The 21,973-nt window shown below is 56.6% G+C and carries 20 protein-coding genes; 8 read left to right on the forward strand and 12 right to left on the reverse strand.

Annotated features, from left to right (window positions below):
* Positions 1-66: 66 nt before the first annotated feature.
* Positions 67-771: an HAD family hydrolase gene (locus tag AC1AWD_RS02120; protein ID WP_476563400.1), complete on the forward strand. Its 705-nt coding sequence runs from the start codon at positions 67-69 to the stop codon at positions 769-771.
* 95 nt (positions 772-866) lie between these two features.
* Positions 867-1,826 carry a methionyl-tRNA formyltransferase gene (gene fmt / locus AC1AWD_RS02125; protein ID WP_476563401.1) on the forward strand — a complete coding sequence of 320 codons (960 nt, stop codon included), beginning with the start codon at positions 867-869 and terminating at the stop codon, positions 1,824-1,826.
* A gap of 53 nt (positions 1,827-1,879) precedes the next feature.
* Here fmt and AC1AWD_RS02130 read toward each other — a convergent pair whose 3' ends face one another.
* Positions 1,880-3,556 (reverse strand): serine/threonine protein kinase, encoded by a 1,677-nt coding sequence (locus AC1AWD_RS02130; RefSeq protein WP_476563402.1) that lies wholly within the window; start codon positions 3,554-3,556, stop codon positions 1,880-1,882.
* Positions 3,553-4,029 (reverse strand): helix-turn-helix domain-containing protein, encoded by a 477-nt coding sequence (locus tag AC1AWD_RS02135; RefSeq protein ID WP_476563403.1) that lies wholly within the window; start codon positions 4,027-4,029, stop codon positions 3,553-3,555. The genes AC1AWD_RS02130 and AC1AWD_RS02135 overlap by 4 nt, the downstream gene beginning before the upstream one ends.
* A gap of 234 nt (positions 4,030-4,263) precedes the next feature.
* On the opposite strand from AC1AWD_RS02135, the gene AC1AWD_RS02140 reads away from it, so the two are divergent.
* A complete protein-coding gene (locus AC1AWD_RS02140) occupies positions 4,264-5,058 on the forward strand; it encodes a hypothetical protein (RefSeq protein ID WP_476563404.1) in 795 nt (264 codons plus the stop codon).
* A gap of 184 nt (positions 5,059-5,242) precedes the next feature.
* Here the strand turns inward: AC1AWD_RS02140 and serB are convergent, their stop codons facing one another.
* Entirely contained in the window at positions 5,243-5,926 is a 684-nt protein-coding gene (gene serB / locus AC1AWD_RS02145) for a phosphoserine phosphatase SerB (RefSeq protein ID WP_476563405.1), read from the reverse strand.
* A 38-nt stretch (positions 5,927-5,964) separates the two neighbouring features.
* On the opposite strand from serB, the gene arc reads away from it, so the two are divergent.
* From arc to AC1AWD_RS02170, 5 genes are all read left to right on the forward strand, one after another.
* Complete coding sequence (gene arc, locus AC1AWD_RS02150) at positions 5,965-7,560, forward strand: proteasome ATPase (protein WP_476563406.1); 1,596 nt, start codon at positions 5,965-5,967, stop codon at positions 7,558-7,560.
* Between the two features lie 52 nt (positions 7,561-7,612).
* Positions 7,613-9,178 carry a depupylase/deamidase Dop gene (gene dop / locus AC1AWD_RS02155; RefSeq protein WP_476563407.1) on the forward strand — a complete coding sequence of 522 codons (1,566 nt, stop codon included), beginning with the start codon at positions 7,613-7,615 and terminating at the stop codon, positions 9,176-9,178.
* Positions 9,179-9,366: 188 nt separating this feature from the next.
* Positions 9,367-10,200: an inositol monophosphatase family protein gene (locus AC1AWD_RS02160; protein WP_476563408.1), complete on the forward strand. Its 834-nt coding sequence runs from the start codon at positions 9,367-9,369 to the stop codon at positions 10,198-10,200.
* Between the two features lie 54 nt (positions 10,201-10,254).
* The gene (locus AC1AWD_RS02165) at positions 10,255-10,425 is read left to right on the forward strand and encodes a ubiquitin-like protein Pup (RefSeq protein ID WP_476564535.1); all 171 of its coding nucleotides are present in this window, start codon (positions 10,255-10,257) and stop codon (positions 10,423-10,425) included.
* The gene (locus tag AC1AWD_RS02170; RefSeq protein WP_476563409.1) at positions 10,425-11,897 is read left to right on the forward strand and encodes a proteasome accessory factor PafA2 family protein; all 1,473 of its coding nucleotides are present in this window, start codon (positions 10,425-10,427) and stop codon (positions 11,895-11,897) included. The genes AC1AWD_RS02165 and AC1AWD_RS02170 overlap by 1 nt, the downstream gene beginning before the upstream one ends.
* Positions 11,898-11,967: 70 nt before the next feature.
* Here the strand turns inward: AC1AWD_RS02170 and AC1AWD_RS02175 are convergent, their stop codons facing one another.
* From AC1AWD_RS02175 to AC1AWD_RS02215, 9 genes are all read right to left on the reverse strand, one after another.
* Entirely contained in the window at positions 11,968-12,249 is a 282-nt protein-coding gene (locus AC1AWD_RS02175) for an HU family DNA-binding protein (RefSeq protein ID WP_003808664.1), read from the reverse strand.
* Positions 12,250-12,395: 146 nt separating this feature from the next.
* Positions 12,396-14,855, reverse strand: coding sequence for a lysylphosphatidylglycerol synthase transmembrane domain-containing protein (locus AC1AWD_RS02180; protein ID WP_476563410.1), 2,460 nt, complete (start codon positions 14,853-14,855; stop codon positions 12,396-12,398).
* A gap of 253 nt (positions 14,856-15,108) precedes the next feature.
* Complete coding sequence (gene purB, locus AC1AWD_RS02185; protein ID WP_476563411.1) at positions 15,109-16,551, reverse strand: adenylosuccinate lyase; 1,443 nt, start codon at positions 16,549-16,551, stop codon at positions 15,109-15,111.
* 66 nt (positions 16,552-16,617) lie between these two features.
* Positions 16,618-18,150 (reverse strand): PGAP1-like alpha/beta domain-containing protein, encoded by a 1,533-nt coding sequence (locus AC1AWD_RS02190; protein ID WP_476564536.1) that lies wholly within the window; start codon positions 18,148-18,150, stop codon positions 16,618-16,620.
* A 53-nt stretch (positions 18,151-18,203) separates the two neighbouring features.
* Positions 18,204-18,566, reverse strand: a complete 363-nt coding sequence (locus AC1AWD_RS02195) for a hypothetical protein (RefSeq protein ID WP_476563412.1) — start codon at positions 18,564-18,566, stop codon at positions 18,204-18,206.
* Between the two features lie 164 nt (positions 18,567-18,730).
* Positions 18,731-19,327, reverse strand: a complete 597-nt coding sequence (locus tag AC1AWD_RS02200) for a DUF6466 family protein (RefSeq protein ID WP_476563413.1) — start codon at positions 19,325-19,327, stop codon at positions 18,731-18,733.
* Positions 19,324-20,355, reverse strand: coding sequence for a vWA domain-containing protein (locus AC1AWD_RS02205; RefSeq protein ID WP_476564538.1), 1,032 nt, complete (start codon positions 20,353-20,355; stop codon positions 19,324-19,326). Before AC1AWD_RS02205 ends, AC1AWD_RS02200 begins: the two co-directional genes overlap by 4 nt.
* Positions 20,352-21,434 (reverse strand): vWA domain-containing protein, encoded by a 1,083-nt coding sequence (locus tag AC1AWD_RS02210; RefSeq protein ID WP_476563414.1) that lies wholly within the window; start codon positions 21,432-21,434, stop codon positions 20,352-20,354. Before AC1AWD_RS02210 ends, AC1AWD_RS02205 begins: the two co-directional genes overlap by 4 nt.
* Before the next feature lie 3 nt (positions 21,435-21,437).
* The gene (locus AC1AWD_RS02215; RefSeq protein WP_476563415.1) at positions 21,438-21,965 is read right to left on the reverse strand and encodes a hypothetical protein; all 528 of its coding nucleotides are present in this window, start codon (positions 21,963-21,965) and stop codon (positions 21,438-21,440) included.
* Positions 21,966-21,973: the final 8 nt, after the last annotated feature.

The raw sequence follows: 21,973 nt of genomic DNA on the forward strand, positions 1-21,973 counted from the left end.
CTCGTCTCAGTGCCGTGAAACGATGGATATGCGTTTACTATTGGGCATGATTCGACGGAGGAAGCGATGAAAGGTTGGCCGGGAGAACCGGATATGGAATACGACGTGCTGGTGTCTGACGATGCGGCCGCAGCCAATGTCGGAAAGCCGATCACGGATGTGATTTTCGACTTTGGCAACGTGCTGATTTACTGGGAACCGGGCGCCGCGATGCTGTCACGTTACCGTCAGGAGACCATCGACCGTTTCCTCGATAACGATATCTCCGGTTTTTATGATGCGAACGACATGATGGATGGTGGTGCCTCACAGCAGGAGGCCATCGCATGGATGCGCGGCACACACGGCGACCGGTGGGCCGACATGCTCGAATACTATGTGGCGAATTTCCGCGATACGCTGACAGGCGTTGTGCCGGGCGCGCGTGTGCTTGTCAAGGATTTGAAAGAAGCCGGCATCGGTGTATGGGGCCTGAGCAATTGGGAAAAGGAGATGTTCGCCGAAGCGGAGCGCCAGTGCGACATTCTTGAAGATTTGGACGGCCGATTGGTGTCGGGCTTCGTGAAGATGCGTAAGCCGCACAAGGAGATCTACGATCGTGCATTGCAGGAATTCGGCATCGCCGCCGATGGTGCGGTATTCGTCGACGACAAGGCCATGAATATCGTCGGCGCGAACGCTGCTGGAATTCGCGGCGTCCGCTTCAGCGATCCGGTGAGGCTTCGTGAATTGCTGATAGCGCAGGGCGTCAACATTCCGGCGTTGCAATAATATCTTTGTCGATTGTTCCTTGCTGATTGACGATTTGCGGGTTGATGCTTTGCCGATTGAATTTGCAGGATGATTGAATGATGAAGGAATAGGAAATGCTGAAAGTTCTTTTTGCAGGCACTCCGGATGTTGCAGTGCCGTCGTTGCGCGCGTTGGCTGAGGATACGGAACATTTCGAAGTCGTCGCGGTATTGACACGTCCTGATGCCCCCACTGGCCGCGGCCGCAAGCTGATGCCAAGCCCAGTCAAGCAGGCGGCATTGGAATTGGGGCTGCCGGTTATCGAATCGGATCCGTCCGAAGAAACCTTCATCACCGAATTGGCTGCGACCGGTGCGCAGGCTGCGGCCGTGGTCGCCTATGGCAAAATCCTGAAACAGGATGTGCTCGACGCGCTGCCGATGGGTTGGTACAATCTGCATTTCTCCCTGCTGCCGTTGTGGCGTGGCGCGGCTCCGGTACAGCGCTCGATTTGGTCGGGCGACGATGTGACCGGAGTCAGCGTGTTCCGTATTACGCGTGGTATGGATGCAGGTCCGATTCTGGCGCAGGAAACCGTGCGCGTCGGTGTGCATGAGACCGCGGGCGAACTGCTTGCCCGTCTTGCCGAAGACGGTGCCCCTCTGTTGGCGGCCTCCTTGCTCGGCATGGAATCCGGTCAGATCATTCCGTCCGAACAGCCTCAAGGCGTGTATGAAACGGCTGCGAAAATCACCGTCGAAGATGCGCATATTCGTTTTGACGTGCCTGTATTCGCCGCCGACCGTCAGATTCGCGCATGCACGCCGAATCCGGGCGCATGGTGCACATTGCACAATGGCGACGATGAAGCCACGTTGCACGTGCTACGTGCACAGCCTGCCGATATGACGAATCCGAGCGTTCCGAAGGAACTGGCCGCCGGCGTGCTGCAGGCCGGCAAAAAGAACGTGTGGGTCGGCACGGCCAGCGAACCGCTGGAACTGCTCGAAGTCAAAGCCCAAGGCAAAAAGGCCATGCGCGCCGCCGACTGGGCCCGCGGCGCCCGTCTGACCGAAGGCGCATACTGCAATTGATCACGTTCGAAAGCGGTTCGGGACGATTCCAATCGAATCGGTTCGAACCGCTTTCACCATATTTGCGCATGGATTTCATAGGATGCGTAATCAGGAAGACCGTACGTCTTGATGGAGAACGGCCGTGTTCCGCCTGCGGGCGGCCAGTCGACGAAGGTTTCTTGGCCGCCGATGATGGATCCGTCGGCATCTCGTAGGACCAATGACACGTTCACCGATGATGATTCCTGAAGCTTTGTATTGTTCTGACTGATGCCGATACGTCCTGTGAAGGTTATCCCGTCATTGTCGGTGACGATTTCCTTCGTATCGGAAACGGAGAACACCACAGCGTCCGTTGAAGAGTCCAGTTCATGGGATTGTGGGTCGAGTATGGAGAAATCCACCCGTGCCGGGGCCACGCCATCCCCGGCCAGACCGCTGAAATATGTCGTCTGGCCGGCAAAGGCATATCTCAGCACCTGCGTATCCGAAAATATGATGTCATCTTGGTCATCGTATCCGGTGATTTCTATGGAGGGGAATTCGACATTGACCGAATCACTGGTGTTGCGCAAACCCACCGCGTAGCTTACAAAACCGTCTTCCGCCGACCATCCGGTCTCCACCAGCTCCAAGGGGTTGCCCGACGCAACGGCGTCGTCATCCGGCGCTGTGCTGTCCTTCGTCTCGTCGTTTTTCGTTTTACCGTCTTTCGGCATGCCGTCGGTGGCATCAGCGGTACCGGGCGATGTCTGCGACGACATATCGCCCTGCTGCCCGGAACTGAGAAGGGTGTTTGCATGGTCGGAAAGGAACGGAACTCCGATCGTCAGCATCATCGCGGATACGATGACGATAAGAATCGCGACGACGGCGATGACCATGACGCGCACGGCGTGATGCGGCGGAACTGCCGTGGTCTTCTTCGCGGCCCCCATGCCGTTGCCGTGGTTTTGCACGGTGTCGTACCCGGCTTCGTAGGTGTCGCGGCCGGATCTGAGCGCTTCCAGCAGATCGTCGGCACTCTGGTATCGAGCGCTCGGTTCGAATGCACATGCGCGCTTGATGATCGCATGCAGATCAGGCTTATCCGACAACGTCCTGTCCAGCGCAGATTCATAATTCTCGGCATCGGGGAACATGCCGGTCAGCATGGTGCCGAGGATTCTGCCGATGGAATACACGTCGGAGCGCACATCCGTACGGGCGAATCCGTATTGTTCCGGGGCGGCGAAACCGTATGTCCCCAAAACGGTGGTGTCACGGTCGCCGTGCGATTCGTGGCTGAGTTCACGGGCGATGCCGAAATCGATGATATGCGCGCCATCGTTGGCGACGATGACGTTGGCCGGCGTGATATCGCGGTGAAGGATGCCGGCATGATGCACGGCAAGGATCGACTCGCAGATTTGCATGGTCAGGGCGACGGCTTCGTCGACTCCGATCGTGCCATGGCCGTCAAGATATTGCGACAGCGTTTCTCCCGGCACGTATTCGATGATGACCGCGAAGCAATCGGGAAGCTCATACATGGCCGCCACATGGGGAATGCGGTCGCATCCGAGACCGTTCAGCGAGGCCCATATGGAACGCTGGGCCAGCGCCGAAGGAATTTTCTTGCGGACGAACGGTCCGACGCCATCGATGGTCACCAGTTCCGTGACACCGTACGGTCCGCGAGCGAGCGTACGTTCGACATGATAGGCGTCATCGATGCCCATTGCGTGCATGGCTTGGGAATCGTTCACGGCATCGCCTTCGTGTCTGCTTCGAATGCATCGCCTGCGGCGTCGTCATCGTCGCGCAGCGTTGGTTCGCCCAAACGACGCAGTTCGTCTTCGACCGCGTTCAGGTCGAAACCGTTATCGATACACCATATGATGATCGCATCGCGGCGTCGTTTGCACCACAGCTCATTCGCTCCCGCGAGACGGAGCAGACGCTGCGTTTCGCGCAAATCGCAGTTGAGTCCGATGGCGAGCATCAGCGCATGCTCGCGTCCTGGTCGGCTTTTCCCTGTAAAAATGTCGTAGACGACGGTGGCGTTGATGCCCGACTCGCGTGCCAGCGCGGAACGTTTCATATGCTGGCGTTCCAACAGCTGCCAAAGATAATTTTGCAGGTTGTATTCTTCGAGCTGCTCCTGCGCCAGATAGGAATCCACATCGTCGCTTTTCAACAGCCGCTCCAGCAGATCTTCGGTCAGATGCTTGTCGAACATGGCGGGCCTTCCTGCATGATATTGGCGGTGCGTCGACGTCCGCCGTTTGTTTCGATGAGGCGGCAACAGCGACCACATCATATCGGATGTTCTACATGCGATATTCAGTCGGCAGCTGATGCCGGATTCACTTGTCCCAACAATAATGGTGTCATTGACGATGACGATACGGCAATGATATGCCCTGTCTTTCATCGTCGTATCCATCCTGCGTCCACGAGAAAGGGGACTGCAATGAAGAAGTCGTTGGTGTTTCTGTGCTCTTTTGCCTTGATGGCGTCTCTTGCCGCCTGCAGCACGAATGATGCGTTGCCGGTGAATGATGCCGCAGGGAGCGCTTCGCAGAATGCCGTCGAAAAATCAAATGATACGAAGGAGGATCAAAAGAAGGATGCGCCGGCGACGCCGGTTGAGGCGTCCTCCCTTGACAATCTTGAAGCTGAAATCACGGCCTATGTCGACGGGCAGGTTGCGCAAATGAAGGCCGACTACGATACGTTGGTCGCAAAGATCGACGGTTATGACGCATATACGGCCAATGTCGAACAAGTGCAGGGATACTACGATCAGGTATTGGCCGGCACGTCGGACATATGCCTGCAATTGCGTCAATATGCAATTGATTACGCGAATCTTGCCGGTTCCCTTGACGAAGATTTCGATGACCAATATGACAATCTTGAGGGCATATACGACGTCATCTACGAGGATGCCGCTGATGCGGTGTATGACGGCATCTATGAGGATCTGTCATCCGACCTTTACGATCAATTTTATGATGGCGTAGTATCGGACGGTTACGATCTGGCGCCGTACGACGAGTGGTCGGATGTCAGTTCCGATGCATACGACATGTGGTCGGATACGATGTCGGATGTATATGATGAATGGTCCGACGCGAAATCCGACATCTACGATTTCTATTCCGATGTGCGAAGCGACCTGTACGACAATGATTCGGAGGAATTTGACGAGCATGTCGCCGAGTTCCAATCCGATGTGGATGCATTGAAACAGGAGGCCGCATAACCTGAATTACCCGTTCAAGCGGAGCCGCTGTCCGACTGGATTGCTCTTTTCTGACGGTTTTGACCGCCCGCCTCGGCGTGTTGCGGTCAAAACCGTCAGAAGAATGTGGTGCGGGGCGGCATTCGGGGACTGTATGGGCTGGTATGGGGCCAGTATGGGATTCGGTATTGCCACTATCGGGGGTTTAGTCCAGCAGATCCAGTATCAAGGACAGATCGCGCCGGTCGATGGAGTGCGGAGCGGCGGCCTTAGTACGCGGCTTGGCGCAGAATGCGATGCCGAGGCCCGCGGCCTGGATCATGGGGATGTCGTTCGCGCCGTCGCCTACGGCCACGGTCTGCGTCATCGGCAGGTTTTCGGCCTGCGCCCATTCACACAGCGCGTCCAGTTTGACCTGCTTGGTGATGATACGCCCCGCCGCACGGCCTGTCAGACGTCCGTCAGCGATCTCTAAACGATTCGCAATCCAATAATCAAGCTTCAGGTCGTCGGCGATTATGTCGACGACCTCATGGAAGCCTCCCGACACTACGCCGACCTTCCAGCCGTGCGCATGCAGTGTGTCGATAAGCGTTTTCGCGCCGTGCGTTGTATGCAGCGAACGATACACCTGCATGAAAATCGAAGAAGGCAGCCCCTTCAACAATGCGACGCGCGCCCGCAAAGCCTGCTCGAAATCCAATTCGCCATTCATCGCGCGTGCCGTGATGTCCGCGATGCGCTTGCCGGCTCCGGCCGCAACCCCCAATTCGTCGATGACCTCCTCGTCAATCAGCGTGGAATCAACGTCCATCACCAACAAGCCAGGCTGTGAAAGGGTCGGGCGAGGCTTCAGATCATCACAAAAGTGCAGAGTTTCTTCAGGCATGCATTTGATTGTCGGAAATCGCTGCGACAATCAAAGCCATGAATGATACGGGCGTGGACACCATGGACGAAATGGCTGAAATGAATGATCGGCTGCGTGCAAAGAACCATGCATTGGCGCAGGCGTTGAACCGTGCGGGGCAAGAATTGGCCAAAGCCAAAGCCCAACTTACGCAGCTTGCACACCCGCCGATGAGCTTCGCCACGATGATCCGCATCGACTCCTGCCGTACCGACGATCAGGGCGTGCAGCATGCGGCGGCGGAAATCGTTTCTGGCAATCGTCGCCTGATTGTGCCTGTTGCGGCGAATCTTCCCGCAGCCCGCCTGGAGCCGGGCCGTACCGTGTTGCTGAACGAAAACATGGTGTTGGTCGAACAGCGTGACAATGAAACCATCGGCACTGTGCGCACGGTCAAACAAGTGCTGGATGACGGCAGGCTGCTGGTCGCCGATACGGGCGGCAACCTTACGCTGGTCAGGCGCAGCTATGCGCTGGCCCACACGTCGTTCGACCCTTCGGACAGAGTAATCGTCGACGGATCATGCCGCATCGCATTGGAAGCGTTGCCGGGGGAGAATGATGCCGATCTGGTGCTGGAGGAAACCCCGGATGTATCCTTTGACGATATCGGCGGATTGGATGATGAGATTGAGCGCATTCGTGACGCCGTACAGTTGCCGTTCCAGCATCGTGCATTGTTTGAACGATACAATCTCAATCCGCCGAAGGGCGTGTTGCTGTACGGTCCTCCAGGCAATGGCAAAACGCTGATTGCCAAAGCGGTGGCGCATGCGCTTTCGCAAGGCGGAGGTACAGGCGGTCAGTCTGAACGGTCGAGACAGACTACCGGAGGAGTGTTCCTCTCGGTCAAGGGACCGGAACTGCTCAACAAATTCGTGGGCGAATCCGAGCGATTGATCCGTTTGGTTTTTCAACGTGCCCGCGAGCGTGCGGAAGAAGGCCGTCCGGTGATCGTGTTCATCGACGAAATGGATTCCCTGTTGCGCACGCGAGGCTCCGGCATCTCCTCCGATGTGGAAACCACGATCGTGCCGCAGTTCCTGGCCGAACTCGACGGCGTCGAACGATTGGACAATGTGATGGTGATCGGTGCGTCCAATCGCATTGACATGATTGATCCGGCGGTATTGCGTCCAGGTCGTCTTGACATGAAAATTCATGTGGAACGCCCGAAAGCCAAGCAGGCCCAAGCTATTATTCGCCATTATCTGACCGACGACCTGCCGTTGCGGGAAGGCCAAGATGCGGATACGCTTGCCGCTTTGCTGGTGGACGATATCTATGATGATTCGAACCGACGTAATCTGTGTGACGTATGCGATGAGCATGGCCATTGGGAATCCCTGCATCTTTCCGATGTGATTTCCGGAGCCATGCTGAAAAACATCATCGACAGGGCCAAAACCAAGGCCGTCAAAGCATCCATCCTCACTGGCAGGCCCGTGGCTATTGATGCCGCACTGCTGGCCGGTGCGGTAAACGACGAATTTGATGAGACACGCGATTCCGTTTTGGACGCCGATGCGGAACAATGGGGACGAATCAACGGATTGGACGCCGGACGAATCACACGCATCCGCGCGCATCACGACGACGCCAGCCGCGAATAATAAAACAGCATCCAAGCGTATACACGCTTATAAAGAAGCAGTAAGGAAGCCGATGAGCGTACGTCGAGTGATGGGCACGGAAACCGAATATGCAGTCTCCAGCCCGGACGGCAAACCATATAATCCGGTACGTCTGTCATTCGACGTGGTCGGCGCCGCCGCCACGTCCGAAACGAAGCATGTCCGATGGGATTACCGTCAGGAAGATCCCGTCAACGACGCGCGCGGCATTCGTATGGAACGCGCCGCCGTACATCCAGACATCCTTACCGACGCGCCGCAGCTGAACATCACCAATGTCATAGCCCCCAACGGCGGACGCATCTATGTCGACCACGCACATCCCGAATACTCCGCGCCGGAAACATGCGACCCATTCGAAGCTGTCCGCTATGATCACGCCGGAGACCTCATCATGCTGCAGGCCGCGCGCAAGGCAAGTGAACAAACCGGCCGGCCAATCGAACTGCACCGCAATAACGTGGACGGCAAAGGCGCCAGTTGGGGCACGCACGAAAACTATATGATGCTGCGCCGCATACCATTCGATGACGTCACCAAACTGATGATCGCGCATTTCGCTACACGGCAAATCTACACCGGATCAGGCCGCGTCGGCATCGGCGAACATAGCGAACAGGCGGGCTTCCAGCTCAGCCAGCGAGCCGACTACTTCCATATGAAAGTCGGCCTGCAAACCACTTTCGACCGGCCCATCATCAACACGCGCGACGAATCGCATGCCACCGCCGACCAGCGTCGACTGCATGTCATCGTCGGCGACGCCAATCGTATGGACACGCCACAAATACTGAAACTCGGCGTCACCAGCATGCTGTTATGGCTGCTCGAACACGCCGACAACGCCGGAATCGATTTGAACGAGCTGTGGCCACGCATCATGCCGGCCGACCCCGTCGAAGCCATGCACACGGTGTCACATGACCTGACGCTTGGCGCCCAATTCCCTCTCGAAAACGGTACGACTGCTACAGCATGGTCCATCCAAGTGAATCTGCGGGCCGCCGTATATGCGGCGGCGGCAATCATCTACGGCACCAATACGCAAGGCGAACCCGCATGGCCTGACCGTTCGACCTCCAATATCATGGCGATGTGGGGGCAGGCGCTCGTCGACATAGCAGCTATCCGCCATGCCGACGACGATACGCGACTGGGCCTGACCACTGAAGCCTCGCGTGTTGAATGGCTACTCAAATGGCAGCTGATGGAGCGTCTTCGCCGTAAGACCGGATGCGCATGGAATGATGCGCGCATCCGCGCCTTGGACCTGTCGTGGGCTGCCCTTGATCCGGCAAAATCCGTATGGGAACGTTTGCGTGCCGGAACGGAGCGCGCAATCGGTGATGTGGAAACACGAAAAGCCATGACTGAAGCTCCCGCCGATACGCGTGCATGGACGCGTGCCGATTTCGTGAAGCGTTTCGCCTCGGATATCGTTGCCGTATCTTGGACCCATATAACAGTGCGTGATGAACGCTCCCGTGACGGAATGCTGACCCTTGATATGTCCGATCCCCTGGCGTTCACCCGGCAGATGGGCGCATATGCTGACGCGCATGATGCGGTGGACGCGCTGCGGATACTTGGCGCGTAATGCCGTGAGATATAAGGCGCGTACATCACAATGTTCAGGTAGAATGAACCTGATTAATAGAGAAGGATGAATTTTATGAAAAGCCGCGAATGTGAGAAGGCATTGCGGCTGGTGTGTACCACAGCCAAGCGGTAGCGCTGGCACATGATGAAGACCGGAACGCCAACGGAGCAGTAAGAGGAACGAATATGGAAAAGCTACGAGACATCGCATTGGAAGCCGCGCGTATCATGCAGGACGCCGGCAAGCACGCTCTGACCGAACAGACGAATCCGCGTGATATGAAAAGCCTGCAATTGTCGGAAGACCATCTGCATTTCACTTCCGATTTGGATGAACGCCTGAATCAGTTCATCAGCAATCGACTGACCTACGTTGATGTGTTCGACGGGTTTTGGCAGTTTCGTCCGGAGGAACCGCATCCGGGCGAACGATACTGGTGCGTCGGTGGCATTGACGGCGTGATTAATTTCGCTCGCAATATGCCCGAATGGGCGATTACCCTGACGCTGTTCGAATTCAATGAAGAATGCTCGGCACAGCCGATTATCGGTATCGTGCATGCGCCGGGTTTGGGCCTGACTTATTTGGCGGTGAAGAACAACGGTGCGATTCGCATTCGTAAAACGCCGATCGGAGACAAGCGCGAGAAGATCATCCCGTCGACCACGCCGCATCTGGACAGTTCCGTCATCAGTTTCGGCATGTCGTATGTTCAGGAGGAATCGAAGCGCACGCTTGATGTGATTGGCCGTATTGCAGGCAAACCGGCTGATATCAAACGTGTCGGCCCCACATCATTGGATTTGTGCAAGGTTGCCGATGGCACGTACGACGCATATTTCGAGGCGAATTTACATAAGTGGGATGTGCCTGCCGTGTCCGCAGGCGCAATTGTGATCTGGGAAGCCCAAGGAACATTGCGCACGTGGAACGACGACACCGTCCACTGGCGCCGCGAAAACGATGTGGTCGCGACGAACGGCATCATCACCGACGAATTATGCGCTTATTTGCGCTGACTGATTCGATTGCCGAGACTGTTGGGAAGGAAAACGATTATGCCTCAGGAATTCATGCAAGCCCAGTCGGCGCAGGAAAACAACGCCGGGGAACAGGTAGTTGCGGCCACGGCCTCACAGGATATGCCCGACATGCTGGATGCGGTATTGGGCGATATCGAATCGGTGCTCGCTTCCAATGCGGAGGAATACGTGGACAGTTTCGTGCAGAAAGGCGGTGAATGATGCCGCAGCTGCGTGATAGCGCCAGCGGCATCGTCACAGAACGGACCCGTCGAGAAATCGACGGGTTCTCCCGTATTTTCGGATTGGAAACCGAGTACGGCGTCAGTGTGACCGGCGCGGACCGTTCTTGTGATGCCGGACAGGTCGCCATGATGATGTTCCGCCCCTTGGTGAGCATGGCGCGCTCAACGAATATGTATGTGACGAACGGATCACGCTTGTATCTTGATGTTGGATCCCATCCGGAGTATGCGACGGCGGAAGCGGCCGATCCGCGGGATGCTGTGGCCTTGGACGCCGCAGGCGAACGGATTATGCGTTCGTTGGCCTTGAAAGCCGAAGAGACGTTGCAATCCACGCACGGAGAGCAGACACGAATCCATCTGTTCAAGAACAATGCGGATTCCGCCGGTCATTCGTTCGGATGCCATGAAAACTATCTGGTGCGCCGTTTTGTGCCGTTACAGACGGTGGAACATGAGTTGCTGCCGTTTTTGATCACCCGCCAGATCTTCACCGGAGCAGGACGTGTGACGCCTGAGGGCTTTGAAATCACGCAGCGTGCCGGCTTCCTGGATGAGGCCGTTTCCTCGGCGACGACGCGTTCTCGTCCGATGGTGAACACGAGGGATGAGCCGCATGCCGATCCTGACGCGTTCCGACGTCTGCATGTCATCATCGGGGATTCGAATCGTTCACAATGGGCGACACTGATGAAGCTGGCGACAACGCATCTGGTGTTGTGCGTTATCGAACAATGCCATCGTGACGGCGTCGCCACTGGATTCGCTGATTTCGCATTCGCCGACCCCGGTGCGGTGAACCGTGCGGTAAGCGCCGATCTGACCTGTCGCTCCGCCGATTTCGCGATGGCGAACGGCAGCGTGATGCATGGCGGGGCATTGGCAGTGCAATATCGATATTTGGATATCGTTGACCGTTTTGTACAGACGCATCCGCAAATCGTCGATTCACTGCCTCACACCAGTGTGATGCAGGTGCTGCAGGATTGGCGTGATACCTTGGACGCTTTCCATGACGGTGAGACAATACGTTTAGTCGATCGCGTCGACTGGATGGCGAAACGCCGGTTTTTTGACGTATTGGAAGGTCGTCGTGGACCGATTGCCGTGGCCAGAGCGGAACAGTTGGATATGGATTATCACGATATCGTCAACGGCAGGCTGTTCGCTTCGCTGCAACAGCATGGCATGATACGTGTGCTTGTTGATGATTTACAGGCTGAATACGCGCGTGAGCACGCCCCTGGCGACACTCGCGCCGCGTTGCGTGGACGTTTTATCGCAGCCGCCCGACAGACTGGCGTTCAATTTTCCTGTGATTGGACACGCGTGGCGGTTACTGCGCCTTTTCATCGGGAGGCGATGATGATTGATCCGTTTGAATCGGATCCTGACCGGAATCCCGATTTCGCTGCATTGATGCGCTCCTTGCTGGAATGCTGCATGTAGCGGATATGAAAAATCGGGGGCATCCGTAATGGATGCTCCCGATCCTTCGGGCATATAAAGGCCGAACAACTTACTTGGTGACAGCCTTCTTCAGCAGGGAGCCTGCGGAGATGCGCACGCCATAGGTGGCCGGAATCTCGATGGTTTCGCCAGTACGCGGGTTGCGGCCGGTGCGGGCGGCGCGCTTGACACGCTCGGCGGAGAACAGGCCGGTCAGCTTCAGGCCTTCGCCGGACTGCATTGCCTCGACGAACACGTCCTGGAAAGCGTTAACAGCAGCTTCAGCCTGAGCCTTGGTCAGGTTCGACTTCTGCGCGATCTTCGAGACGAGATCAGACTTGTTGTATGCCATAAAGCATTCCTTCTTAAGTCAGGGGATATCCTGCTTACCCGAATATCCACGTTCATACTGAATATTAGCGCATAATGACGCCAAATCGGCGTTTTTTCAGTGGTTTTTGGCGGTTTTCCATCTTGAGATGGCAAAAAAGAGACCGGTTAGATCAAATTATGGCGATCCAGCCACTTCATGGCCATGGCTCCAATCGGGATTCTCAGCCAGTAGAACGCCACACGGTAGACCAGTGTCGCGGACAGTGCGATAGGCGAGGGGACGCCGATCGCGCTGAACGAAACAGAAAGAGCCGCTTCGACGGCACCTAGGCCGCCAGGCGTCGGCACTGCGGAACCCAACGTGTTGGCCAACAGGAAAAGAAACACTGTTTCAAACGGATTTGTCGGGTATCCAAATGCCAACAATGCGGCCCAGAAGCCTAAGCCGGTGGCGACATTGAGAATCAGCGCGCCGGCCAGACCGACCGCCAGACGTTTCGGCTGCGTCATTACATCGATCAAAGCGCGTGCATACTGTTTGAGCAGAGGTAAGTATGTTTTGATGATCAGCGAACGTATGGGCGTAATCGCCAAAGCCAACGAGATAACCAATGCGATGACGGAAATCGCGATAATAAGCGTGTTGGTCGGAATCATTCCCGACAACGTATTGCGTCCGGTGAAAATGCCGATCAGCAGCACCAACGCGACGGTAGTGCCCGATTGAATAGCCGCGACGGCGCTCATAATCGCCGTTGCCTTTGCCCCGCGATAGCCGTTATGACGAAGGAACTGCAGATTCATCAGAGCGGGGCCAACGCCTGCGGGCATGGATACGGCGGTGAAGCCTGACGCCATCTGCGAACACATCAAAGCGAAGGGCTTGCGTTTGTCCTTATCCATGAATGCGCCCATAGTCAGCGCGGAGCCGGCCCAAGCAATGAGACCGAAGGTAATGCAGAGCAATGCCATGGTGAGATTCGCCTCACGTACGGCCTTGACCATCTCATCGGGTTTGAGCTGCGTGAACACGACGGAAACCGCAACGACCAACAGCGCGATGGCGAAGAAGGAACGCAATGAGAAACGAGACAACGTTACCGGTTCCATGGTATCGGCCACTTCCTGCGAGGCGAGTGCGCTGAAGCCGGAACGCAGTTCTTCCAGCACATGCTTGTCCCAATTGGGCATCGATTTCGTAGCGGCGGGCACCGCGGCTTTTTGCACGAACGGGGCGAGCCCGATCAGATGCTCGTCGTCCCACACTTTGCGGGCGTTCGCAATCGTGCGTTCCGTGCCGATAAGCGCGCTGAACAGAACAAGCAGCTGCACTTGATCCAATGCGCGATTGCTGGGGCCGCTTGCGAAATCGCCGTTATGCCATCCTGCGATAACCGGTGTGCCGTCTTCCATGCGGGCCAACGTGTCGGCTGTTAGACGACGATGCGTGTAGCCGCGATGATGCGCGGTTTTGAGATAGGTCATAAAGCCGATGACATCGTCGTCTGTGAGCGTGTTGAGATTGCATTCCAGCGGCGTATGCCGGGCGTTCAATACCAGAATCGAGGATTCGCCGCTGTCGATAACCCCATACGGTTCCGGGGCGGGCAATCCGATGCTGCGCAATCCCAGCAGCATGGCGTAATGATGATGATGGGCGTCGATGGCGGAACGGTCTTTTCTCATTGACACGCCCGACAGTCGCAGCCACTGCCAAAGCTGGTTCAAATAGCCTGCGATCTGAATCTGATTGTCCAAAACGGATACCGTATAACGGTTGCCGGCTTCGTCATAGGCATCGTAGATGCGGGAGTTCTCCACGAGATCGTCATCAAGATCGGTGCGTAGAAGTCCCGCATCCGTATGCGTTTCGGAACGGCGTTGCAGACCTATGATATTCAGATCGAGCGTGTGAAGCGCGTGTACGATCTGCATGCCCCATACGCCGTTGTTCTGTGTGCCCATGATGAAACGGATGATCATGCCCACGGCACGGCCGACCACGTATGCCAGCAGCACGCCGGTCAGCGAATGCCATGACAGCACCACCGTCAGTATAGCGACCGCATAGAGCGTATTCCAACCCCATTTCACCGACGAACTCATACGACGAGGTCCGGCGGTTGTAAGAAAAGCCGTCATCGCCGCGTAGAAGTCGGGGAGAAGACTTATTCCAGACGATAGATGAGGCAGTGATGATGACGACAGTGATGCGATCAGCATAGGGTCTGCGATATGCGTTATCAGCCAGGAGACCGCCCATATCGAAGCGAATCCGCAGAGCAGCGAAATCAGTGAGACCGCGGATTGAAGCCATTGCGCATGAATCAATAATTGTGCGAGCACACCGACGGTGATGGCGACGATGGCGATTTGCTGCACCAATGATGATGGGATATTGACAAGCCATTCAACCGCTTTGCCGGCGGTATGAATATCCGATTCCACGCCTGATGCGGTGCCTTTGAGATACAGCGTGAGCAGCAGTATCACAATGCCGCCGGCGAGTGCCGCCGCGGCATGGACGAGGTCGGCGAAGTCTCTGGTGCGGCGAGGACGCACATCTTCGATATGGACATCTTGAACGGATGGGGTGATGACGTCTGACACGTATTCCGCTTTCATTGGTGTGCCTTGCCCGATATATGCGGGCCGATCGAACTAATTCGATAATACAGTCTTATGACTTTGTGCGGTTGAGGATTCGCCGATATTTCTTATTCATGTGATGGCGTCCATGAGAAGTAGAGGATGAAAAGTAGGGGATGGAAGAAAACATGACGCCTCGCGTATGGGACGGGAGATTGTGTAGTCTCCCAGACCCATACGCGAGGCGTCATACGTAGTGTCTGTCGGACGCGATTATGCCGGATAGGCGTCAGCGCTGAAAATCGACCAGCTTGGAGGCGACACCGGTATAGGACGCCGGAGTCAGAGCCTTGAGACGTGCCGCAGTGGCCTCATCGAAGGCGAGACCGTCGATGAAATTCTCCACATCGGTCTGGCTGATTTCGTGGCCGCGCATGAGTTCCTTGACTTTCTCGTACGGCTTTTCCATGCCGGGCAGGCCTGCAAGCTCGCATGCGCGCATGGCGGTCTGAATCGGCTCGCCGAGTACCTCCCAGTTGGAATCCAGTTCGCGTTCAATCACGATATCGTTCGGATGGATGGATTCCAGACCGCCCTTGAGGTTGTACAGGGCGAGCACGGAATAACCCAGCGCGGAGCCGATGTTGCGCTGCGTGGTCGAATCGGTCAGGTCGCGCTGCCATCGGGATTCCACCAGCGTGGCGGACAAGGTGTCCAGCAGCGAACAGGACAGCTCGAGATTCGCTTCGGCGTTTTCGAAACGAATCGGATTGACCTTGTGCGGCATGGTGGAGGAACCGGTGGCTCCCTTGACCGGAATCTGTGCGAACACGCCACGGGAGATGTACATCCACACGTCGACGCACAAGTTGTGCATGATGCGGTTCGCATGGCTGATCGTGCCGTACAGTTCGGCCTGCCAATCATGGGATTCAATCTGCGTGGTCAGTGGATTCCACGTCAGACCCATGCGATTGGTCACGAACTCGCGGGAGACGGCAACCCAATCGACATCCGGGCAGGCCGCCAAGTGAGCGCCGAACGTGCCGGTGGCGCCGTTGATCTTGCCCAGATATTCCTGAGCGCGCACCTTGCCCAGCTGACGGTTCAGACGGTACACGTAGACTGCGAGCTCCTTGCCCAGCGTGGTCGGCGTTGCCGGCTGGCCGTGAGTGAGCGACAGCAGCGCCTTGTCGCGGTACTCTTCGGCCTTGGCCGCAAGATGGTCGACAATGGCCTGCGCATCAGGCAGCCACACCTGTTCGATGGCGTTCTTCACGCAACGGGCGATGGAAAGATTGTTGATATCTTCGGACGTGCAGGCGAAATGCACCAGCGTCTTCAAATCGGACAGCTGAGTCGCGCGTCCCAGCGTCTCTTTGGCCTTGTCGAGCTGGTCGTCGATATAGTATTCCACGGCCTTCACATCGTGGTGGGTGACAGCCTCATGGGCGGCATGCCGTGCGATACCTTCTGCGCCAAACTGTTCGGGAATCGCACGCAGGAACGCCTGCTCGTCTTCGTCAAGCGGTTTGACGCCGGACACGATGGGCTGATTGCCGTTACCTTCGAAACCGTTGGCCAGCAGAATCATCCATTCGACTTCCACACGCATGCGCTCGCGGTTCAGGGCCGGTTCGCTCATGTATTCGACAAGCGGTGCGGTGGCGTTATGATAACGGCCGTCCAGAGGGGTCAATGCGATTGCGGGGGAGATATCAGTAAGCTTCATACGCACCAGAGTACTTGCAGCCGTAAACTTGGCCTTGCCTATGCGTTTACACATAGATTAATCCGATCATTGCCGCCCGATCATGTTCACGGTGACATCCGATTGCGAAGGGGCCATGGTCCGCGACCGTTGCATCCGACCCTGCCAATATGTGGTTTCCACCAATTCGCCGTCGAGAATGTTCTGGAAATGTTCTTCATGTTGTTGCAATGCTGGAGATCCCAAATCGGTTGCATTCCTATACGCGGCCTGATGGTATTTCAGCCAGTGAGTTATCTCCTTGCCGTCGGACTGGTCCTTCACCGTCGCGCCAACGAACGGATTCAACGCTCCCGCCCCTATGCCGGGCGTACACGAGCCGTCGTCGTTGACCGTGGTCGAAATGTTGTCGGGAGTATACGTTGACGTACCCCGGACGGTAAGCCACGTGTCCGTTGCGGGATTCTCCGCGCCATCCAATGCTGCGACCAGTTCATCGTCGATCTCCACACTGGTCACCCACGTGTCTTCATCAATCGGATGATTCGCAACAGGGGATCCCGCCGTGACGATATGCTCGATGTTGTAGGTATCGCTCCAATCGGAAGCCAGCGTGGCGGCTACGATTCCGCCTTGCGAATGCCCGATCATCGCAACGGGCTCATCCTCGCCAATGCCAGCACGTTCCATCGCCTCGGCCACCATGCGTGCGCTGTCAGCTCTCATACGCCGCGTCTTATCGCCACTCATCAGCTCCACATTTTGTGGCCAGCCGAATGGGGAATCCGGTTGGCCATCCGTACCCGGAATCGTAACCAGCCAAGACGTCGAACCATCGGCCCTACGGTACTGAGAAATTGCGATGGTGCCATATTCCAAACCGCTGTTCAAATCGATTTTGCCCAGCCGTTCCTCTCCAAGACGGCGTAATCCCTCCATGGCCTCAGCCACGGAATGCGGCTCCTGAATGACGTCACTATTGGAAACCACCTGCTTGACCTGCAAAGCATTGCCCTGAACCAGGTCATATGCCGGAGCCGTGACCCCCGCCAGACGTTTGGCCGCGGTGTTCACCTCATCGGTGCGAGACAAACCCTTTTTGATGGAAACGCCTCCAACCATGGCTCCCAATCCGCTCATCAGACCTTCCTGCGCCCACGAGGTGGAAGTCAGCGCATGGGTGGCGTTGAACTTTCCCTCTTTGATCGATCCGTACAATACGCCGCCCGCGGCAAGCGCCCCCGCTCCAATGAACATCTGCTTGGGGAAAATCTGCGTGAAACCCTGAATCAATTCGGTCATCAGACGACGATTCTCCGCTTCGGTTTTCGAATACAATGAATGCGCCCGAATGAGCAGATCTGCCATCTGCGTCAACTCATTGCCTAATGCCGTGCAATCCTGTGCATGCATGCCGCAACGTTGCGCAACGGCATCATAAGGAAACGTTGCATGTGAAGACAATGCGGCCGACACGGACGGATCCGCCGAATCGCATACCGACATCGACATGCGATACCGTTGCAAAGCAAGAGCCGTATCTGTCCAGGAAACAGCCAAAGCCCGCATGTCGGCGGCACTCTTCACCAAAGACTCGGCGATCGCCGTATATTCGGCCATCGTTGCCGGCGCATACTGCGTGCCGCCATAAATCGACGAAGTGATATGCCAGTTCACGTCGCCATCCTTACCGTCGTCTCAACATCGGCGTCATATGACACGATCTGCTCGCACATCATCGTCATGCGCTCGCGAAACAAGGTGGCGGCATTGCCTGTCCAATCGATATTCGACGTGCGGATTATGGCGTCCAACAGATTGTCGAAGTGGCTTGTTGTCAAAACCGCTGACGTGTCAACCGTATCGCGTGCCTGGTCGACGATGGTATGGCATCGGCATTGCATATACGAGAATGGTGTGACGGTCTGACGCAATGCGACGGTGCGTTGCGGCGTAAAGACAGTGGCTGTCGGCGAAACAGGCGTCGCCGCAATCAGCGATGAATTATTGGCGGTGGTATGCGTCGTGGTGTTCATGTCACCATTCAAACCAGCGTGAGATGCAGTGTCCAGCCGAACGGAGGCCTGTGGACGAAGAGACGGCGAAACGGCTCCGTTCGGCGTGTCGTCGTTGGAAAATCAAGGAAACGGCCGATAAACCATTGTGGATAACTTATCGGCCATCTCCATAGAACGTTGATTTACCAGGGTTTTGCCTGATCGGACGAATTTTGTGACGAGTCACTGTTCTTCTCGTCTGTTTTTGACGTATCCGTGGTTTCGCCGTTATTCGACGTCTGATTGTTGCGAAGCAGGTCCTCGATCTGCTGTTTCTGCGCGTCGGTCAATCCGGACTCATTCATGCCGTCACCGGACTGGCCGCCGGAAACGTCATTGGAATTCTGAGAATCGCCGGATTGCGCGCTGATCTGCGTCTGAATGCGCTCGGTCAATGTCGACGACACCGCGGCATTGGCATTAATCGCATCACGCAACGAGGGAAGCAGCGCGGCACGCAGCGCATTAGCCTCGCCGAACTGCGTATCGGTCTGCTGCTGGCTTACCAGTAGCGTATTCAAATCAGTGCTCGGATCCTGCGCCTGCCGAATGTTGCCATTCAGCGTTTGTGTGGCCTGATTGTACTGCGTCAGCGCAGCCAGATTCACAGCGGCGAACACGCACGCCACCGCAAACAGTACGGAGGCGATGATCAGCGCGACACGTATAGGCAACGGTGCGCGCTTCGCGCCAGCCGTGTGTGTCGGAGCCGTCATGCCATGGCCAAACGTATTGTTCACAGCAGTCTCCTTGACGTAACCATCCAAGCGCCGGCCTCATATGCCAGCAACACCAAAACCACGATGGCAAAAGGCCAGGTCACCGGCGAAACACGAGTGCGCTCCTTCACCGTGGACGTGACATGCCAGCGTTCGGACGCTTCGGCCGAATGGCCTGTATCTACGGTTTGAGTCGCGTCTGTGGAAATATAAGAACCGCTCATCTCGTCGGCGATGGTGGTCAACATGTCAGCGTCAAGATGGGAAATGCCGGGCTCGCCGGTTTCGGGATCGACAACCCATTCGGTCTGCCCATCAGACCCGTCCGAAGACAAGCCGTTTTCCACCAGCGGAATCCTGCCACCTTCGGTCGAACCCACGCCAACCGTGAACGCATCATCGACATAGCGACGCAGCGAAGAGAACGTGCGTCTTGTACGTGACGACGTCTGTTCGCCGTCGGAAATCACATACACGATAATCACATCATCAGGACGCTGCTCATGAATGTTCTTGCACGTCAACAGCAACTGGTCGATCGGCACGTCCAGGGAAGAACCCGTCGACAGCGAAGTCGGTTCCGTAGTCAATGCATCGGCCCAATTGCCGATGGCCAATGTGTCCGGCGTCAACGGCACATCAACGGTGGCGCTCACACCAAAACGAATCGCAGCGAAACTCGCATCGGCATACATATCGGTCAAATCATGCACAGCCTGCTTCGCGGCGTCCAAACGACTCACCGTATCAGGCGAAGCATACGAAGCATCCTCAACAGCCATCGAACCGGTCACATCAACGGCGACGATTACATCAGTGGCGTTCACCGCCCTGCTCGTCGTCGAAGAGACGACACTCGGCGTCAACGCCATCACCGCAATCATCACGCATATCAGACAACGTCGCACACACATCGCAAGCGTCTCATCGCTTTCGCTGACGCGCCGAATATGCAACACGGCTTCGGCAACGGCGAACGCCAGCATCACCAATGCAATGACGATGCCGGCGGGCCAACCCAATGCGGGGGAAAAAGACAATCCGCTCATCGCCTCAACCTCCACGAAATCAACATCCACACACATACGGCAACAGCCAGCGCAAGCGTCCACCAGCCGGGCGCATCGACAACGGCCGCCTGGGCGACATCCTCGTCGGCATTGGCCCTACGCGAATCAATCTGACGAACTAACTCGTCAACACTTGAACCGGAAGAACGCGTCAGGAACATACCGCCATGCGACTCGATTGCGGTACGCATATCGCTCGTGGTCTCATCATTCAGACTTTCAGATGGGCCGGAAAACAGACCATCCACTGAAATCCGCGCATCCGACGCCATCGACAACGCCTCGTCAAGCGTATATGTGGCGGTTCCCGACAGCACATTGTCTGTGGCCAGCACAATGGAAGCCGACCTGCCCGCATCCGCTCCGATCTCACCGCTCGCACTGCCCGACGACGAGGACGAGCCATATACGAAACCAGGGATCATCGCAGCGCAACTGACAACGCCATCGCCAATCAACGAGGTCGCATCAGTCCTGTTCTGCGTGCCGTCAAGCCAATCGGAAATCTTCTGATAATCCTTATCGCTCATCGCATCGATGTCGTCCTGCGACTGAACGCCCTGCAAAATGTCGCTCGCCTGCTGCAGCTGATCGGCTACCAAATCGTAATCGTCAGTCAGCGGAAAAACCGTGCGGGATGTCGAATTGAAAATGCTCATGCCGATGCGCTCGCCCTGAAAATTCTCCACCAACTTGAGATACGTTTCAATGACCTCACGGTCATACGGCAGTGTGGAACCCGACACATCCAAACACAATACGATATCGCGTGTCGCCGAACGCTCCTCACCGTGATCGACCTGCGACGGGCGGGCGACCAACGTCAAAGTCAACAGCACGGCGAGGGCGAGCAACGCCGCAGCGAGGCGATTGAACGCTCTCCATTGGCGGAACAGAGAGGACGCTTTTTCCGTATCCAGATCATCATCAAGACTGAACACGCGAAGCTGCGGGGCAGCGTTCTGACGGCGTTTCGCAATCAGCCATGCCAGCGCCATGCAAAGGGCGAAAAGCGCAAGGCCGGCAGGCAACGCCCAGATCCATTGCCAAGTCAGCATGTGCTATCGCCACCTTTCCACGAATTTGGACACCCATTCGGCCGCCTGCTCGACCGTCGCCTCACGAGCGGATTCATTCGTCACGGTATCGGCGAACTGCGGCGGATACAATGCTGCGATGGTCTGACGCAATGATTCCAAACCTTGTCTGTCGGAAGAAGAACGAGGACGGTTGCCGATATCAAGCAGCGTATCGCTGCGCATATCCTTGCCGCTGACGGACGAAGCGTATTCACGCGTCAATGCCGCCAATTCGTCGAACGCATCCCGACGGGGCAAGTCGCCCGCCTGATAGCGGTCGACGATATCGGCGATGCGCTGCTGCCATACTCGTCCTGTAGCGTGCTGCGTATGCGTGCCCTGTTTGCGGGACTGTGCGGCACGACGCTTCGGCTTGCTCAGCCATACGACACCGGCCACACATAATGCGGCCAGAATAAGACAGGCCACCAGCGCTGCCGTCAACGAGGCGGACCAATCCAATTGCGGCGTCACCGTCAGATCTGAGACGTCGACGCCCGTTCCATTCACGGCGATTA

Source organism: Bifidobacterium sp. LH_512 (genome assembly GCF_056356435.1).

Coding starts and splice junctions, on each gene's coding strand:
- AC1AWD_RS02180 (WP_476563410.1), bottom strand. CDS start 14,855: ATGAAAGCGGAATACGTGTCAGACGTCATCACCCCATCCGTTCAAGAT.
- AC1AWD_RS02195 (WP_476563412.1), bottom strand. CDS start 18,566: ATGAACACCACGACGCATACCACCGCCAATAATTCATCGCTGATTGCG.
- AC1AWD_RS02175 (WP_003808664.1), bottom strand. CDS start 12,249: ATGGCATACAACAAGTCTGATCTCGTCTCGAAGATCGCGCAGAAGTCG.
- AC1AWD_RS02170 (WP_476563409.1), top strand. CDS start 10,425: ATGCCGCAGCTGCGTGATAGCGCCAGCGGCATCGTCACAGAACGGACC.
- purB (WP_476563411.1), bottom strand. CDS start 16,551: ATGAAGCTTACTGATATCTCCCCCGCAATCGCATTGACCCCTCTGGAC.
- AC1AWD_RS02205 (WP_476564538.1), bottom strand. CDS start 20,355: ATGAGCGGATTGTCTTTTTCCCCCGCATTGGGTTGGCCCGCCGGCATC.
- AC1AWD_RS02190 (WP_476564536.1), bottom strand. CDS start 18,150: ATGGCCGAATATACGGCGATCGCCGAGTCTTTGGTGAAGAGTGCCGCC.
- dop (WP_476563407.1), top strand. CDS start 7,613: ATGAGCGTACGTCGAGTGATGGGCACGGAAACCGAATATGCAGTCTCC.
- fmt (WP_476563401.1), top strand. CDS start 867: ATGCTGAAAGTTCTTTTTGCAGGCACTCCGGATGTTGCAGTGCCGTCG.
- AC1AWD_RS02135 (WP_476563403.1), bottom strand. CDS start 4,029: ATGTTCGACAAGCATCTGACCGAAGATCTGCTGGAGCGGCTGTTGAAA.
- AC1AWD_RS02140 (WP_476563404.1), top strand. CDS start 4,264: ATGAAGAAGTCGTTGGTGTTTCTGTGCTCTTTTGCCTTGATGGCGTCT.
- AC1AWD_RS02210 (WP_476563414.1), bottom strand. CDS start 21,434: ATGCTGACTTGGCAATGGATCTGGGCGTTGCCTGCCGGCCTTGCGCTT.
- arc (WP_476563406.1), top strand. CDS start 5,965: ATGAATGATACGGGCGTGGACACCATGGACGAAATGGCTGAAATGAAT.
- AC1AWD_RS02160 (WP_476563408.1), top strand. CDS start 9,367: ATGGAAAAGCTACGAGACATCGCATTGGAAGCCGCGCGTATCATGCAG.
- AC1AWD_RS02165 (WP_476564535.1), top strand. CDS start 10,255: ATGCAAGCCCAGTCGGCGCAGGAAAACAACGCCGGGGAACAGGTAGTT.
- AC1AWD_RS02120 (WP_476563400.1), top strand. CDS start 67: ATGAAAGGTTGGCCGGGAGAACCGGATATGGAATACGACGTGCTGGTG.
- serB (WP_476563405.1), bottom strand. CDS start 5,926: ATGCCTGAAGAAACTCTGCACTTTTGTGATGATCTGAAGCCTCGCCCG.